The sequence below is a fragment of the Cryobacterium frigoriphilum genome, from assembly GCF_004403305.1.
Lineage (GTDB): Bacteria > Actinomycetota > Actinomycetes > Actinomycetales > Microbacteriaceae > Cryobacterium > Cryobacterium frigoriphilum.
The window spans coordinates 22,166-37,940 of the sequence record NZ_SOHE01000090.1 but is presented as its reverse complement, the minus strand read 5'-3'; the positions used below and the strand labels follow the sequence as shown (position 1 = coordinate 37,940).

The following is a 15,775-nucleotide window of genomic DNA, read 5'->3' as shown; positions in this document are numbered from 1 at the left end:
GCTCGAGTCGAGCCCACTCGCTGTCAGATAAAACGGCAGTTCGCGACATGCGTCAACTGTGCCAGACGACCCCACGGATCATTAGGAGACACGCCCTAGTGCGGGCGGCGCTGGTATCGCGCTGTGGGGGACAATCGCGGTCACTGCCCTCGGAGCGAGCTTGATCGGCTTAATCGTTGCCAGTTATATCGGCACGCCTATCGGCGCCGACGCAACTCTCTGTGACACGCGATGGCCGGCTCTGGGCCTAATTGCGCTCTATCTGACCACCGAAATACGCTCTCTCGACCCGATCGTGATCGGTGCTGCTCGCCCGGTCCTGATCGCTGCCGCCGGCGCCCTGTTGATCTGGGCCCTTCGCGAACGACTGGTCAGCGAACGCCGAGCAAACACCCGCCACGAATCCTCAGAGGCCGCTGAGGGTGAGGTCTGCGCCACCTGCACGCCCTTGTTCCCCCGCTCACGGAAAGTCACCTCCGAGTCGATCACGCTGGCCCCCACTTCACGGAGCAGCCAGGACACTCAGCGCTGAAGACAGCACTCGCTGCTATCACAATCGCCGTGGCGGCACTGCTCAGCATGGCCGCCTGCGCGAGCCCCGCGCCGGCACCCTCCATCACTGTCACGTCCAGGTCCGTCATCATCGATGTGCGCACCGCAGAAGAGTACGTCGGTGGACACCTGCACGACGCCATCAATATTGACGTGCAATCCCCGGACTTCGACACGCTGATCGCGGCGCTGCCGATCGACGGGGACTACATCATCTACTGCGCCACCGGAAACCGGTCGGCTGCAGCCGTCACCCGCATGGCCGACCTCGGATTCACCACGCTGACCGATGCTGGCGGCATCACGGACGCATCTGCCGCTACCGGACTGGCCATCGTCGTCGACAAATGAGCTTCCCCCTTTTATCTAGGAACTTATACCCCATGGGGTATACTGGAGACTTCAGCTCAATTATCTAAGGAGTCACTATGTGCAGTCCCATACGATGCGACAATTGTGGAAAAACCACCTGGACGGGCTGCGGGATGCACGTCGATGAGGTTATGGCCGACGTCCCCACGAGTCAGCAGTGCACCTGCGCCGCCCGCTCGAACTCGTAACCGCCCTCGGGCGTCGCACAGTTCTTCGCTAACTACTTATAGATCTTGTTGATCTCGAACCTTGCGAATACGACGCCCGACTACGGTTGGCGGCCGCGACCAACGGGGTTCCCCCTGCACACCCTCTTGAGGCAGGATTCGATATTTGGTGAAGTATTCGGAGGGGCCGGCGCTTCAGCGAGCGAGTTGTGCCGAACTCCGCGCCGTCGCGCCAGCAAGCTGCGGACGGACGGACGGAACCGTGCCAGCGGCCGTCGGCGTGGCGCACGCTCGCTGGTAGGTCGGGCCGCTCATGTCGGCCTGAATTGGTCAGAGCATCTCGCTGGCGGAACCGATGACCTGCAAGATATTCAAGACGCTGTCAACCGGACGTAAATTGGAAAGCGCCGTTTAGGCGCCCTGCGACCGCCGTGTCAAATGCGAACATAGGCCCACCCCTCGAGTTGAGACTGGGCCAGGAAGACGACGGCAGCAGGAGTGCTACTCACGCCGATGCCAAGATCGTGAACGCTAAGATCCACGGACCGAAGACTGTTTTCACATGCCACCACCGACACGCCCGGCAAAGCAAGTGCCGTGTTGATTTCGTCACCGAGGCCGGAATTGGCCGCGAGAAACTGGACGGCTCGGCCTTGAATCACGAGGGCAATTGTGCTCGCGGTGGCGAATCCGTGATGGGCGTTGCGCACAACCTGCAGGCCCGCGGCAACGGAGGCTTCATCCGAACCAAGCACATGAAGAAGAAGTTGCGGAACGCTCTGGAGCGCCGACCCGTAAACGGCGTTCATGAATTGACCGAAAGTAGTGGCGGGGTCACCAGTGCTGCCGCCACGCCGAGGTAGGCCACCGCGACGACGCGTACGCGGCGGTACTGACGTCGTTGCGTGGACTGTGGAGCTTTGCCCCACACCTCGGAGCGGAGTTGTAACCGAGGCGCTTCGTTCACGACGCGGCGGCAGGCCCGGGCATCACCAAGGTGGAGATCCCCCTTGCCGGCGAGGTCAACGATGCGGTCAGCCTTGAGAGCCATTAGTGGCGGGGCGGTGGTTGTTTGGAGCATGCGTGGACTCTTTTCAATCAGCAAGCCGGGAATGTTCCCAGACTCGGACGGAGAGGCGGTTGCAACTGTCTTTTTTACCCTAATGTGCGTACATTTGGGATGGTGCCGACACAACAGAACTCCACAAAAAACAGGCCGTCCCGACCAAGCAAGGTGCGGCGACGCACAATCCTGATGCTCATAGGAGCGGCGGCAGTTCTCGCAGTCGTCACCGTCGGAGTGGTTGCACAACAATCCGTCCAAGAAGCCACTTCGGCCCCCGCTGAACAATCCAGGGAAAATAGCGGCGAGGAGACGCTCGATCTGGCCCGACGTGTCGATGGCGAGGTGACCGCCCTCGGAGAGGTCGACGCACCAGTCGTTTTGGTCGAATACGCCGATTTTCGGTGTCCGTTTTGTGGGGTTTTCGCGCGCGATACCCTCCCCGTCCTCGTCGAGGAATATGTGGACAGCGGCCAAGTACGCATCGAATGGCGGGACCTGCCGGTGTTCGGTGAGGAATCCACGGCGGCGGCCGTGGCTGCCCGGGCAGCGGGCGAGCAAGGTTTCTTCTGGGAGTTTGCCGAGGTCGTCTTCGCGGGCGCCCCGGAACGCGGGCATGTGGCACTGCCCCCGGAACGTCTTTTGGAAATCGCGACAGAAATTGGTGTTCCCAACCTGGAGCAGTTCGTCTCCGACCTGGACAATGCTGAACTCTTGGAAAAAGTGAACATTGACGCGGCCGAGGCGAGGTACCTCGGAATTACCAGCACGCCCATGTTCGTGGTGAACGAAACTCCGATCTCCGGCGCGATGCCGGTAGAGGTGTTCCGAGACACGATCGACAGCGAACTGGCGAAGGCCGGACGCTAGACATGGATATTGGCTACGCCGGCGCCCTGATTGGCGGGATGCTGACACTTCTGAGCCCCTGCTCGGTCATGCTCCTTCCTGCGTTCTTCGCCTACGCGTTCGCGAAGCCGTCCGAGCTGCTTGCCCGTACCGGATTGTTTTATCTGGGTCTGATTACCACGTTGGTGCCGCTGGGAGTGCTGGCTGGCACGGTTGGTGTGTTTGTCACACAAAATCGCACGGCCTTCGTCGGGATCGCCTCATTGCTCGTGGTGTTGATGGGTATCATCCAAATTTCTGGACTACGTTTTCCCGCCTTCACCCGCGGCAGCGCGGCAGAAGGGACCTCGGCGGTATCGGTCTACCTCCTCGGCGCTGTCTACGGAGTAGCCGGGGTGTGTGCAGGCCCCATCCTCGGCTCGGTGCTTACCGTGGCCGCCCTCGGCAGTAACGCCGTCTACGGGGGAGTGCTCTTAGCGATCTACGCGCTCGGCATGGCAGCGCCGCTGATCGTGCTCGCCTTGTTGTGGGACCGACTTTCACTGGGAAAGAGTCGCTGGCTGCGCCCGCGGATGCTCACTATCGGACGATGGGAGAACTCGTGGTTGATGATCGTATCCGGGATCCTGTCAATCCTGATCGGGGTCTTCCTGTTCCTCACCGACGGTACCGCGAGCCTCGGCGGAGTTTTGACCATCGGAGATCAGTTCGCCACCGAGGCCTGGGTACTCGATATGTCCTCACTCGTGACCAATCTGGGATTCGGGATCGCCGCGATCGTCGTTCTGGGCCTCATCGCGCTGGCCTACGCGGCTCGGAACCGTCGCACGCGCCGGCAGCGAATACCTCAAAAGCAAGAATGAGACGCGCTGCCGGAGCTGCAGCCGCCACGCTCGTTAGCGTTGTGTTGCTGGCCGCGTGTTCCGGACCTTCGTCGCAGCTCGGCGCTCATCGTGTCTCCGACGTCGTAGATTTGGTTGATTTCACTGCAGCTTCCGCTATGGCCGCGTTGCCTGGTGATTATCTGGCCGCAGGTATCGTGCAATTCGACAGCCAACCCGCCGTGAGCGATACCGTTTTTGTGTCGACGCTATTTCCGAATAGCGAGGTTGAAGGTTTGAACTTCATCGGTCTCTCGGAGGCAGGCATCCGGTGGCAGATCGAAACGAACCCGTCCTGCGTGGGGTTTGTACTGACTCGCGACGGTGATCGAGAGCTCATCGTGATTCTCGACTCGGATGCCACGGCAGAGGCGGGAAAGCTTGCCACGCGCACCGTCGCCACGGCATTCGAGTCCGATTCCGGCGCGATTGCCTGGGGACCAGTCGATGTTCCGGGACCGGCTCGAGGTTCAGGGTTGATCTTCGCGGACACGCCCAAAGGGATCGTCTCCGACGACGTCTCGCCCGCGGTCATGCTCAGCGCGCACGACGGTACTGTCAGTGTTGACGAAGACGCGACGGGAGCGTCAACGATCGAGTACGAAAGCAATGGCACCGGCCTCATCGAGACGGCAGGCTTACTCACGGCTGTCGACACCACCACCGGAGAAATACGCTGGGACGCGAACACACTCTCACGCCCCACGGACGTCGAATCTTCCTCAGCGGTCTCGGTTGCTGACGACGTATCGCAGGAAAATATCGTCTTTCTCAACTGGGTCGATAGCGCAGGTGACTCTGTTGTGAGCGCACATAACGTCAAAACGGGAGCTATGCTCGCAGAGATTTCCGGGCACGTGACTGGACCGTCAATCATTGACGAGTCATCAGGGAACCTCGCCGTGTCCTCATTTCGTCCAACGGATGGGGCCACGATACTCACCGCGATTGATCCGGACACCGGAACGCTGTGGGAGCATGTTCTGGAGAGCGACATGACCCCGGTATCTGCCTCTGACAAAGTGATCTACCTTCGTGGCGGGATGGGAAACGTTACGATCACCTGGTCCGACGGACACATGCAGCAGCGCAGTCAGGAACGAATTCCGGTGGCTGTTCTCCCTAACGGAACCGGGCTCTTTCCCGCCGGGGACCCCTACGAGTATGTCCTGGCAAGCCCTCAGTTCAATGGCCTCAAGGCTGAGAACCGTTAACGACTACAACATCAACGTGGTGCGAATGATGTTGTAACCGCGAAACGGTCGCCACGGACGACAGTCTCACGCCATTCCACCGGACGCCCCGCAGCGCGACCACACCGTTCAATGAAGAAAGCGGCAGCGCCGACCGGGCATTCAAGAACTCGCGCCTGTTCGGCGTTGACGGCAATCGCTGTCAGTGTTTCCTGTCCGCCGTCCAGCGTGATCCCACACCGGAGCGTCAGCTCCTGGTATAGAGCAGTGTTGCTGAAATCGACGTTGAGAAGGCCTGCCGCGCGATCGGCAGGCAGCCAGGCGCTGTCAACCGCAATGATGTCGTCGTCAGCGAAACGACGGCGCTCAATATTGACCAATGATGCGTCGCCGGGTAGGTCGAGCCGGTCAGCAATCCGCGCGTCGACGCGGATCTCGCATCGGATCAACTCACTGCGCTGCCTCATCCCAGAAGCCTCAACTGCCGCAAACAAGCTATACACCGGCCCAAAGCGATGTTCTTCGCCATGGTTGAGGTGCACCACCGGGCGTTTACCCCGATTCGATGACACCAGCCCCTCTCGACGCAGAGGGTTCAGCGCAAGTCGAACGGTACTGCGGCTCACCTGATATTCCGCGGTCAGTTGAATTTCACCGGGAAACGTGTCCGCGAATTCGCCCGAGGCTATACGGTCGAGAATGTCGTCATGGACGCCCCGCCAGAGTGGTTGTCCAGGAACTCTGGCCAGTCGTGCCCGGTCTGTTCCAGCCGCAGTTGACATGTGAGTCACGCTTCTCCTCGGGAAATATGTGCGCCCAAATGCAATTATCCCTTGCGTGCATGAGGCCAGATTCCCTGACTGAGCAGCAGTCGTCGTATGAGAATGCTTTATCCGACCAATTCTGCATTAGATGCATTATTACTTGTCATAATCGGCATATCACCCGGCATATTACCTGTCATATCGCTAAGCGCGGTGATAGGTTGAATGCCTCGAAGAGGCATTTTTACGGGGGTGGATCATGATTGATGCGGCAGGTGGGTTTGGATCTCGCGTCGCCGCCGATGCTGCTCATGCTTGATCCGTGGGGTTGGATGTTGCTGCCGTCGCTTCGGCTTTGCAGGGAGCTTTTGGACAGGTGCTTCTGGGGGTAATTGTGGGCAAGGATGCCCGCACGCTCGCCCGTTGGGCAAGCGGGACTGTTCGGCCGCCGTATGCGAGCGCGCACCTGCTGCGAGATACCTTCCAGGTGTTGGAAATGCTCGTCTCGGTTGAGTCGCCCGAAGTCGCTCGCGCTTGGTTCATGGGCATGAACCCACAGCTTGATGATGCTTCACCGGCCGAGGCGCTCTCGGCTGGGCGGTCCAAAGATGTGATGGCGGCGGCTCGGGCTTACGTCGGCGCACGCTAACGACTCGCTTTTGGCCGGAAGCCAGGTGACCGTTCTGTGATCTCGGTCGGGAGACAATGAGGGCATGGCTCGTGCTGAGATTGTTCTTCCTGACGGATACGCTGCGTTTCTTGGCGGCCTGAAACGAAGGGTCCGAGACGCTCAAGGACATGCGCAACGAACGATCAATACCCAACTCATCGAGCTGTATTGGTCCCTGGGCCGGGCCATCGTCACTGAGCAGGAGCAGCAAGGTTGGGGCGCTGGCGTGATCGACCGTTTGGCCGGGGATTTGCGTGTCGAGTTTCCCCAGATGACCGGGTTGTCGCGCAGCAATCTGCAATATATGAGGGCGCTTGCTGCGGCGTGGCCTGCCCACGCAAATGTCCCGCAAGCTGTGGGACATTTGCCGTGGGGGCACATTCGTCTGCTCCTGGACAAGTTGGAGGATCAAGACACACGTGAGTGGTATGCCACAGTTTCTGTGAAGAATGGTTGGTCTCGCAACGTGCTGCTGAATCAGATCAAGAACCGCACGCTGGAGAGAACGGGCGCTGCGCCATCAAACTTCAGCGCCGAGTTGGCGCCCGCCGATTCTGATCTGGCCAGGCAGATCGCCAAAGACCCTTACGTCTTCGACTTTTTGAATTTGACCGAAGACGCGGCCGAACACGACTTGGAACAAGCACTGATGGACCGGATCGTGGACACTCTCCGTGAGCTGGGGACTGGGTTCGCTTTCGTGGGCCGCCAGGTACATTTCGACGTGGCCGGCGATGACTTTTATCTCGATCTGTTGTTCTTTCATATTGAGCAACTGCGGTACGTCGTCGTCGAACTTAAAACGGGGAAGTTCCAACCGGAGCATGCTGGCAAACTTGGTTTCTACGTCTCGCTCGTGGACGACCGGCTCCGTAGAGACGCTCACGCGCCTACCGTCGGCATACTTATCTGCGGCGATCGAAACGATCACACAGTCCGGTACGCACTCGGGCGCTCGGGCTCTCCCATGGCCGTGTCCACGTATACATATGATTCCTTGCCCCCTGCGGAGAAGAATGCGCTCCCAGACGCCGACGAGCTGACGTCTGCCCTCGGCTGGTATGGAGGAACGTTGGAACAGGACGACTAGCTCGAAGCGTTGTCCGACGGGCCAAGGCAAAGGCGTGACACCAGCCCGTTAGACGTTCATATTGACGTATTGCCGGTACTCGTTGGTCACGATGAACGGCACCGGGCCGGCGTGGGGCTCGCGGTGGTCGTCGCGGTCGCGGCAGCCGGCAAGGCCGGCGCGGAGTTTGAGGGAGTCGAGGGTGGGCCAGAGAGCGCGCTGGTGCCAGTCGACCAGGGCTGAAGATGCCTTGGCCGACCGGGTGTCATAGGCAGCACGGTGCGCGACCATGAGACCGGTGAGCTCTTCGATGGCGATCGGATGTCGATACCAACAGGCAGGCAGCCTGTAGCTGGGATCGGAGAGATTGGTGAGATACCGACCGTCGAGCCAGGTCACAAACTTCCCGAGCTCCTCCCAGAGCTTCACGGCCTGGTCGTGAGGCAGCGTCGCCCAATAGTAGGGACCACCGGCAGCGCGGAGCTCGTACATGTCGAACAGATCGGGCAAGATCGTCTCAACGTTCACCAGCCGGGCGTCGAGACCCTCGATGCTCATCGGGTCGAGCTCATCCTCGCTCATGCCGTGATCCCCTCGAGGTGCAACGACCAGCTCTGCGACTCGCGCAGCTCGTCGGCATCCGGGCGGGTCCACCAGGGGGTGAGCTGCACGACGGCTTCCTTCTCCCTATATAGAAGGAGCGCTTTTCCTTCAGGTATTTTGCGGATGTCTTCCACCTTCATCCGTCGCTCCTCACGTTCGCTGGTAGACGTGGAAGACGTATCCCGACCGGTGCCGCGCTGCACGGAGGTGCTCGTCTGCACGGTGAGGTGTGTACCGATCAGCCGGGAGATCTTCTCCAGGAACGACTCGTCAGCAAGGCCGCCGAAGATGATTTTCGCGGCCGCCGACTCGAAGATCGTGGTCGCCGCCTCGGGACCCCATTTGCCGACGAGCTGGGACATCGACTGAGCGAAGATCCAGGTATGCAGGCCGCGGCCGCCGCCGTCGCTCATCAGGTTTGGCAGCTGCGGCAGCGGTGACACGTTGGCGACCTCGTCGAGCACGAGCGTCATTGCCCTGGGCAGGCGGCCGCTTGTCGTGTGCTGGGACACGGTCTTGGCTTCCTCGATGATCGCGGACACCAGCGCGGTGATGATTGGCGCGGTCGAGGACTCGCGGGAATCGTCGACCAAGCAGTAGACCGTGTCCGTGGACAGCACAAAGTCTCCGGCGCGAAACGGCGTCGAGGTATCGCTGTCGTCGGTGGGCTGGGCAGGGCAGAGCAAGTCGAGAACGCGGGCATCCGTCAACGATGCGGTGATGCGGGAGAGGGTGGTTTTGGTGTTGCCGATGGTTTCGGGGGCGTCTTCCCGGCACCACTGGTCCAGTTCGCGAGCCCAGATTGCCCCGTTGGGCGAGAGGTCGCGGAGAATCGCGGACGGTTCGTGATCGTTGAAATCCTGCGCCCACCGCACGACGTCGCGCATGTCTCCCCCAGGGATGAGCGCGGCGGCGTGCAGGAGCGACCGGAGGATGATCTTCACCCCTTCGACGAAGTGCGCGGAGTCCTTCATCCCAGCGGATCCGGCGGGCCGGGCGTTGACGATCGCGGCGGCCCGGGACTGGGCGGCGTCGGGCCGATCGCAGCCGGCGACCATGTCCCAACGGGCCTTGTCCGGCCAGCGGGTGATTCCGTCGAAGTCAAACACGAACACACGCCCAAGCTCGGTGCGCTTTTTCACGGTGACCCGGAAGACATCCGCTTTGGTCGAGGTGGCCACGACGGCGCCGGCGGCGTCGACGATGCGCCCGATCGCGAGGTACGCGCTCTTGCCGGCGCGGGGTGGGGCGATGGTGCAGGAGGTGTCTTCTTCGCGGATAGTCACGGGCTTCCCGTCGAGGTGGGCGAACGGCGCGACCGCGGGAACGCCGTGACCGGTGACGCGCTTGCGCAGCTCGGCGCTGGTCGAGAGCTCGGCCTTCTGAACGGTCTTCCGGCGGTCCCACAGGATGAAAGAACCGCCGAGAACTATGCCGATCAGAACCGTCCAGGCTCCGACCCAGATGCCGAGCAGTTTCAGGTCGGGCGGGGTCAGCCCGCGCTGGCGGAAGCCGTCGTCGTTCCCGGTCGTGGTCATGACCAGCGCCTGCAGGGTTTGGTCGAGGCGGAGCGCCCCGATCCCGGTCCCGGCGCAAAGGAAAGCGAGGTGCACGATGAGGACCATCGCCAGGATGATGCCGAGCAACGGCCACGGCGGCTGGTTCTGCTGACCAGAGCGGGCCATCTTTAGAGCCCGTCGGCGACGGCCGCACCGGCGCGAAGCCACGCAGCGCGCGTCGCCGGCCGCACCGCGTCATAGCGAAGCGCACCCCCGTGCAGCGCCCGATCGAACGGGATCGTCACCGCCATTCGGGCCAGCCCGGTGAATCCGTCGGCGACCCGTTTCGCATCGGCAAGTGTGCTGTTGTGTTCCGATTGCAGCACGACCACAACGGCATTGCGGGCCAAGGCGGCCGAATGCTCATCGCGCTCCGACAGCGCCTCCAGCAGGAGTGCACCGGATTCGGCGGACTCCCCCAGGGCGGTGGTGGCCACGACGAGCTGGTCGGTGTGGTCGATCATCCGTAGCCACCGAGGCGCGGACTCATCGTTGCCGGAATCGAAGAACACCAGACGAAAATACTTCGCGGCCACCTCGTGCAGAGCATCGAAGTCGTCCTGGGTGATGCGCTGCTTTGTCGCCAGCAGCTCCGGGTTCGAGCGCAGCACGTCGTACTTGTCGCTGGTCTGGTGGTGCACGAATCGTGCCAGATCGGAGATCTGCGCGGAGGGCGAAAGCAACCTCACGGTGTCAGGGAGGAGATCCTGCACGGTGGCGTCGTGGGGGCCCTTCTCGGTGCGCCAACCCAGGGTTCCACGGGTGTCGTTGTTGTCCCACGCCAGCACACCGGCACCACCGTGCCGGGCGAAGACCGCCGTGAGCATGGCCGTCGTGAGCGTCTTACCGACACCGCCCTTGCCGTTGACCACGGAAATCTTGCGCGGCCCGGGCCAATGCTGGCTGACGGCCTGCACGTGTCGACGACGTTCGCGTTCCAGAACGGATGCCGGGACCTGCAGCCCGGTCGTGCGGGCGAGCAACCCACGCCATCCGTTGGTCGCCGCCGGCTCGCGTCGCTCATCGATAATGAAGGATGCGCGTGCCGCCTTGCGGGTCGGCAGCTCCTCCCCCGAGTCTTCCGCGGTCTCACTCGCCTCCGCGGTAGGAGCGTCGTGGAGGGGCGAAACGGCCGCAGCCGCAGCCGGATCGGAGAGGTGGGCGGACAGCTGCTCCGCCGGAAGGGAGGTCGGCTGGATCTTCTGGGAGACCGGTGCAGTTTCCTCCTCCGCCGGCGGAAGAGGTTCGTCTTCTCGAAGGTGGCCGTCGGGGCTCGCCACGAGACGCCACCGACCGGTGTGGTCGTGCACCTCAAGGCGCACGTCGGTGCCGAGGCCGCTGGCGAGCTTCACTACGCGGCTCATGATCTTGGTGCGCAGCTCGGCAGAGGTCGATGCGGTGAGTGTTTCGGGGTTGCCGAGAACGTTCAGCTCCACGGTCATGTCGGTGACGACGGCGCGCACCTCGGGAAGAGGAACGGTGGTGGTGATGCTCATTCGCGGTGTCCTATCTGTTGTACCAACTGGTGGTCGCAAGTGGGCCAGAGCCTGTCCAGCGCCGATTCATCGAAAAGGGGCTCGTCGCTATCCGGGACGAGGGCGGGGACCGGCTGATCGCTCGCGGAGCCAGCCTCGACGGCTTCGTCGGTTGTGAAGAGGTCGCGTTCCCACTGTGTTGAGGTGGCGAAGGCGTCGACGATGTACGAGAACCGGCCGACGTAGGCGAGGAACACCCCCGACTGCAGAGTGAGCGACAACCGCGCGTGTGCGGGCGTGAGCTTGAGTCGGGCGGTCAGATTGTGCTCTTCCTGCGTGTTTTGGCGGAAGATGAACTTGTTTTCCATGTCTCCGGCGATGGAATACGCGAGTGTGCGTTCCTTGGAGCCTTCCTCGCCGACGGCATCGAAGTCACTCATCTTGTGCAGGATGACGATGTTGGACACCCCGTAGTGCCGGGACAGCTTCAACCACTGCTGGTAGGTGCGCAGCGCCTGTTCGGTGGCCATATCGCGCCACCCCTCCTCGCGGACGAGGTACCGGGTGCGTTTGGCGGAGCGGTCAGAGATGACAGCCTGGATCCAGCTCGAGGTGCAGATCTGGGTGAGCTGCGCGGCGAGTTCGCTGCGATCAAAGAGAGCGGATGTGTCCACCACGACCATGGGAGCCTCCGGGTCGAATGCGACCGTGCTCTCCCCGTCGAACAGGCCCTGCAGATCACCGGCGACGAACCGTCCCAGAACGTGTCGAGCGCGTTCGCCGTTGGCAGCCATCTCGGGCCGGTAGCCCGCGGCGCTCTGGTCCGGAGACACCAGCGCCTGCCAGACGTGAGTGATGGTGGGCCGGTCATGCGTAACGGTGATGGCATGCTCGAGGGCCCAGTTGATAGACGTGTGTTCCATCGGGGACAGTTTCGCCTGCCCCTGAATGGTGGCTTCGATGACGCTCGTGAGAGTAGCCCGGCGGCGGTCCCGAACCATGATCTCGTCGACGTCGTCGGACACCCCCGTCTGTCGGGGGCCTCGATCGAGCGGGTTCAACCGTGCGGTGGTGTTTTCACCACCGATCGCGATGACCTGGCCGCCGACGGCTTCGGCCACGATTACCCACTCCCCCTTGGAATCCGAGGGGACCACGACTTGGTGGCCGAATGCGAGCGACCGGGTGCACAGCTGTTTGATCGTGCCGGACTTACCGGAACGGTACGCGCCGATGACGAGGATGTTCGTGGACAAGGCTGCTTTCGCGGTGGTATTCATGTACAGGTCCCACGGTGAGAAGTGCCACAGCACGTCGGCGTTCAGATCGACGCCGAGCAGGGGCCCTTCGTGGCCGAGGCCGTCATCGGCCACGAAGGGATAGATGCCGGCGAGGTTGTGGCTCGTGGCCTGGTGCGGCGGCTGGGCCAGCTGCATCCAGTTCCAGTATTCGCCGGTGGAGATGCCTGGGCCGAGCGGCCCGGCGGCGGCTGCGGGAAAGCGGGCATCCCTGTCGGTGGTGTCTTGCCCGTCGCGGGCCTGTTGGAGCCGGGCGACCTGCTGGCGCAAGTCCTTGCGCTGGCGGCGGGTGAGCTTTCCGGGCGGGGTGACGTTGAAGACCTGCTGGGCCATTACTTCATCCCCTGACCGAGCGGGAGCGCATTGACCATGAGCGCTTCGGCCTGCTGGCAGTACAGGATTTGCGGCTCCATACCCGCGCGGGTGAGCGCGTTTCGCATGCCGGCGAGAGACGAGTTCAGTTTCTCTTCGCTGGTAGCCGACACGGTCAGGTAGGCACCGTACCGGTACTCGCCCTCACCCGCGACGATGCTCTGTTCCTGATCGATCAGGGCATCCCAGTCGGCATTGTCAGCCGCACTGTCTTGCTGGTTGCGTTTGGCCTTCACCCGTTGGTTGGTGCGCCAGGTACGCTTTTCGTCGTCGATGCGCTTGAGCGCGGACCGGGTCTTCACCGGGGTGAGGACCAGGGAAAAGATGTGGGTGACGGCCTCGCCGGAGTTCGGGTGTCGGGCGAAGACCAGCGGTTCGATGAACCCGACATGAGTTTCGGTGCGTGGCCATTCGTGGATCCACATGGTGGAGTGCCAGCCGGAATCGGACCGGACGATTCCGTTCTTCCCGGCGGGTTCGTCGAGGGCCATCGGCCCAATCGCAGCCAGGTCGACGCCGGCATCGTTCTGCAGCCGGCTCTGGGTGGCGGAGAGATATTCGGGGTCGAACGCGGTGCGTCCCAGCGCGGCCCATTCGCGCACACTCAGCCACTTGCGCACGTCGAACCGGGCCGAGCGGAGGGCATCCGTCACGTTGGCGGTCTCGATGCGGGCCAGCGCGAGGATGCCCGCTTTGCCTCCCCCGAGGTTCTTGATCTGGCCCTGCAGCTTGACCAGATCGAAGGTCAGGGTGACGTAGTTCTTGTGCGAGACCGCGAAGGATTCGGACTGGTCGAGAACCTCACCGTAGTTGCGGGCGACCGCCGACTCGGGGTCCAGGCCGCGTCGGGTGACGGTCTCGGCGTAGAACTGGCGGGCCGGCAGGATCGTGGTGGGTACTGTGCGTTCCTGCAGCGAGACGCGGCTGATGCCGTCGCGCTGGGTGAAACCGGCGAGCACCTGGCCCCAATTGCGGGCGAGCTCGTTGCGTTCGGGCATTTCGAGCATCAGGAAACCTTGCACTTCGAGCTCCGCGGTGATCGACATCGTCTTAGAGAACGGGTTATAGGCAACGGCCTGCCCGTCCGCGTCCCATACCTGGATGCTCGCGAGCCGACCGGGCAGGTTCAGTGTGCCGGCGATTTGCGGACGTTCGGGCCGGAACCGGGTCGTCGTGCCGCCGAGCACCCGGCGCACATGCAGGGAGACCCACTGTGTGGCAATGCGCGGGAACGCGACCCCGTGATACTGGGCCAGGCCCGCGATGGCCAGGGTCAACCAGATCGGCATCGAGACGAAGAAAGCCGGGAATCCCCACCGGTTGATCGAGACGATCGCGATGCCGGCTGCCGCTGCAAGCGTGATGAGGTTCCACATGTCCAGGCCTGCGATGATGCCTTGGGTATTTTTTCGGGCCAAGCGGATGGGACGATCAGTCGTCGAGGAATGGGTACTCATGCGAGATCCTTTCGTGCCTATCGGGCGGAAGACGGTGCAGCGGACTTCGAGGGTGCCGGCGTCGGAGACGGTCCGGACGACGCGGCCGGTTGCCCGGTGGGCTTACTGGCTGAGGGCGTCGGTTTGGTCGCGAATGGGCTCTGTCCTGGCGACGTGCGCGGAGTTGGACCGCCCCCGCTCGGCGCTGACGGGGTGCGTCGGCGCACGGCTGCGGTGCGGCTGGCGACGGCGGAGCTCAGGCTCTTTGCCGCGCGACCACCAGTCTGCCTGGCGGTGGCTCCGCCCCGCGAGGCGATGTTGTCGATTGCGGAAGTCGCTCCCGCGCCGATGAAAGAGAACAGGCCAAACACGGCGATGGGTGCGAAGGCGATCATGATCATTCCTAGAGCCAGCGGGATGGCCTGGATACTCCACATGCTGTCTACCTCGGCGAAACCGCGGAGCACAAGCATCAGAAATCCGAGGGTGAGCGGGGTGGTCAGGATGAGGGCGATCACCGCGGAGAACCAGCGCACCACCCACTGCACACCGATCTTCATCGGAAAAAGCATGAACGCGACCGGGCCGAGCGCGACCAGCGCGGCGAGGGCGAGGTTGCGGAAACTGAATACGAAGACGAGCACGATGACGCCGATGGTGAGGAATGTCAGCACGATCTGCGCCAGGAAGATGTTGCCGCCTCCCCCGCCGAAAATGATGTTCTCGACCGTCCGGTACAGGCCTTCGCCCTGGCCACCGCGCGTGAGCAGGGGGTCGACGAGTTGGTCGACAACGTTGACGATGTTGCCGACCAGCCAGAGGGAGCCGGCGGAGAGCGGAACGGCGAGGAGGAACCGAATAATGGCGGCGGTCAGTTCGGCGCCGTCCCGTGACCAGAGCGCCGAGACGATCGCGACAATGCCGGCGATCAAGATGACCAGCAGCACGACCCAGCTCCACCAGGCCCACTCGCTGATCGCGGTGCTCCACAGGCTGGAACTGGTGTTGAACGAGGTGTTGTCGATAACGGTCGCCATGCCACCGGTGATGATGGATGCCAGGCCCCGGGAAATCATCTCGCCCACGGTGCAGACGGCGTCGACGGGGCCGCAGCCGTACTCGAGTGTGAGTTCTGTGCCGCCCGCATCCGTCAACGCTCCGACGTTGTCCTCGGTCTGCGTGCAGACGGTGACACTCGCTCCGCCATGAGGGATCTCGGCGAAGCAGCGCTCGGAGGTGCTGTCGGTGACGTTCTCCGGCATGCAGGAGATGCGCGCCGAGCTCCCCGTGCACGTGACCGGAAAGGCCGGCCCGCTCCAGGATTCTTCCTCGACCGTGGCCGAGGCGGCCGTGGCCGGCTGAGGCACAGCGGCATACGCGGGCGCCGCGCCGATGGTGCCGAGTGTCCCCGCGAGGATGAGAGAGGCGGTGACGCCGAGAACCCAGCGCACG

16 protein-coding genes are annotated in these 15,775 nt (G+C 62.8%); 7 read left to right on the top strand and 9 right to left on the bottom strand.

Features of this window, described 5'->3' with window-relative positions; translation table 11 throughout:
* The first annotated feature begins 160 nt into the window (after positions 1 to 160).
* Together E3T55_RS19760 and E3T55_RS19755 are read left to right on the top strand one after the other, a co-directional pair.
* Entirely contained in the window at positions 161 to 532 is a 372-nt protein-coding gene (locus tag E3T55_RS19760; RefSeq protein ID WP_134521304.1) for a hypothetical protein, read from the top strand.
* A 29-nt stretch (positions 533 to 561) separates the two neighbouring features.
* Positions 562 to 903, top strand: a complete 342-nt coding sequence (locus E3T55_RS19755; protein ID WP_134521302.1) for a rhodanese-like domain-containing protein — start codon at positions 562 to 564, stop codon at positions 901 to 903.
* A 622-nt stretch (positions 904 to 1,525) separates the two neighbouring features.
* Here E3T55_RS19755 and E3T55_RS19750 read toward each other — a convergent pair.
* Together E3T55_RS19750 and E3T55_RS19745 are read right to left on the bottom strand one after the other, a co-directional pair.
* Positions 1,526 to 1,900: a DsrE family protein gene (locus E3T55_RS19750; RefSeq protein WP_134521300.1), complete on the bottom strand. Its 375-nt coding sequence runs from the start codon at positions 1,898 to 1,900 to the stop codon at positions 1,526 to 1,528.
* Positions 1,897 to 2,172 carry a hypothetical protein gene (locus E3T55_RS19745; RefSeq protein ID WP_134521298.1) on the bottom strand — a complete coding sequence of 92 codons (276 nt, stop codon included), beginning with the start codon at positions 2,170 to 2,172 and terminating at the stop codon, positions 1,897 to 1,899. Before E3T55_RS19745 ends, E3T55_RS19750 begins: the two co-directional genes overlap by 4 nt.
* A 174-nt stretch (positions 2,173 to 2,346) precedes the next feature.
* Here E3T55_RS19745 and E3T55_RS19740 point away from each other — a divergent pair, with 174 nt between their 5' ends.
* Genes E3T55_RS19740 through E3T55_RS19730 form a run of 3 tightly spaced genes read left to right on the top strand, consistent with a single transcriptional unit; the run spans position 2,347 to position 5,098 of the window.
* Positions 2,347 to 3,024, top strand: a complete 678-nt coding sequence (locus E3T55_RS19740) for a DsbA family protein (protein ID WP_134521296.1) — start codon at positions 2,347 to 2,349, stop codon at positions 3,022 to 3,024.
* 2 nt (positions 3,025 to 3,026) lie between these two features.
* Positions 3,027 to 3,866: a cytochrome c biogenesis CcdA family protein gene (locus E3T55_RS19735; protein WP_134521295.1), complete on the top strand. Its 840-nt coding sequence runs from the start codon at positions 3,027 to 3,029 to the stop codon at positions 3,864 to 3,866.
* Positions 3,863 to 5,098, top strand: a complete 1,236-nt coding sequence (locus tag E3T55_RS19730; RefSeq protein ID WP_166791855.1) for a PQQ-binding-like beta-propeller repeat protein — start codon at positions 3,863 to 3,865, stop codon at positions 5,096 to 5,098. The genes E3T55_RS19735 and E3T55_RS19730 overlap by 4 nt, the downstream gene beginning before the upstream one ends.
* 11 nt (positions 5,099 to 5,109) lie before the next feature.
* On the opposite strand, the gene E3T55_RS19725 is transcribed toward E3T55_RS19730, so the two are convergent.
* The gene (locus E3T55_RS19725) at positions 5,110 to 5,859 is read right to left on the bottom strand and encodes a GntR family transcriptional regulator (protein ID WP_241993168.1); all 750 of its coding nucleotides are present in this window, start codon (positions 5,857 to 5,859) and stop codon (positions 5,110 to 5,112) included.
* A 304-nt stretch (positions 5,860 to 6,163) separates the two neighbouring features.
* Here E3T55_RS19725 and E3T55_RS19720 point away from each other — a divergent pair, with 304 nt between their 5' ends.
* Together E3T55_RS19720 and E3T55_RS19715 are read left to right on the top strand one after the other, a co-directional pair.
* The gene (locus tag E3T55_RS19720; protein ID WP_134521289.1) at positions 6,164 to 6,490 is read left to right on the top strand and encodes a hypothetical protein; all 327 of its coding nucleotides are present in this window, start codon (positions 6,164 to 6,166) and stop codon (positions 6,488 to 6,490) included.
* A 64-nt stretch (positions 6,491 to 6,554) separates the two neighbouring features.
* Positions 6,555 to 7,601: a PDDEXK nuclease domain-containing protein gene (locus E3T55_RS19715; protein WP_134521288.1), complete on the top strand. Its 1,047-nt coding sequence runs from the start codon at positions 6,555 to 6,557 to the stop codon at positions 7,599 to 7,601.
* A 48-nt stretch (positions 7,602 to 7,649) separates the two neighbouring features.
* Here the strand turns inward: E3T55_RS19715 and E3T55_RS19710 are convergent, their stop codons facing one another.
* From E3T55_RS19710 to E3T55_RS19685, 6 genes are read right to left on the bottom strand one after another with little or no spacing between them, the layout of a single operon-like run.
* Complete coding sequence (locus tag E3T55_RS19710; RefSeq protein WP_134521286.1) at positions 7,650 to 8,162, bottom strand: hypothetical protein; 513 nt, start codon at positions 8,160 to 8,162, stop codon at positions 7,650 to 7,652.
* Positions 8,159 to 9,868 carry a type IV secretory system conjugative DNA transfer family protein gene (locus E3T55_RS19705; RefSeq protein ID WP_134521284.1) on the bottom strand — a complete coding sequence of 570 codons (1,710 nt, stop codon included), beginning with the start codon at positions 9,866 to 9,868 and terminating at the stop codon, positions 8,159 to 8,161. The genes E3T55_RS19710 and E3T55_RS19705 overlap by 4 nt, the downstream gene beginning before the upstream one ends.
* Positions 9,869 to 9,870: 2 nt before the next feature.
* Complete coding sequence (locus tag E3T55_RS19700; RefSeq protein ID WP_134521282.1) at positions 9,871 to 11,238, bottom strand: nucleotide-binding protein; 1,368 nt, start codon at positions 11,236 to 11,238, stop codon at positions 9,871 to 9,873.
* Positions 11,235 to 12,848 (bottom strand): P-loop NTPase family protein, encoded by a 1,614-nt coding sequence (locus E3T55_RS19695; protein WP_134521280.1) that lies wholly within the window; start codon positions 12,846 to 12,848, stop codon positions 11,235 to 11,237. The genes E3T55_RS19700 and E3T55_RS19695 overlap by 4 nt, the downstream gene beginning before the upstream one ends.
* Positions 12,848 to 14,344: an SCO6880 family protein gene (locus tag E3T55_RS19690; RefSeq protein ID WP_134521279.1), complete on the bottom strand. Its 1,497-nt coding sequence runs from the start codon at positions 14,342 to 14,344 to the stop codon at positions 12,848 to 12,850. Before E3T55_RS19690 ends, E3T55_RS19695 begins: the two co-directional genes overlap by 1 nt.
* A gap of 17 nt (positions 14,345 to 14,361) precedes the next feature.
* Positions 14,362 to 15,774 (bottom strand): TrbL/VirB6 family protein, encoded by a 1,413-nt coding sequence (locus E3T55_RS19685; RefSeq protein WP_134521277.1) that lies wholly within the window; start codon positions 15,772 to 15,774, stop codon positions 14,362 to 14,364.
* Position 15,775 lies beyond the last annotated feature (1 nt).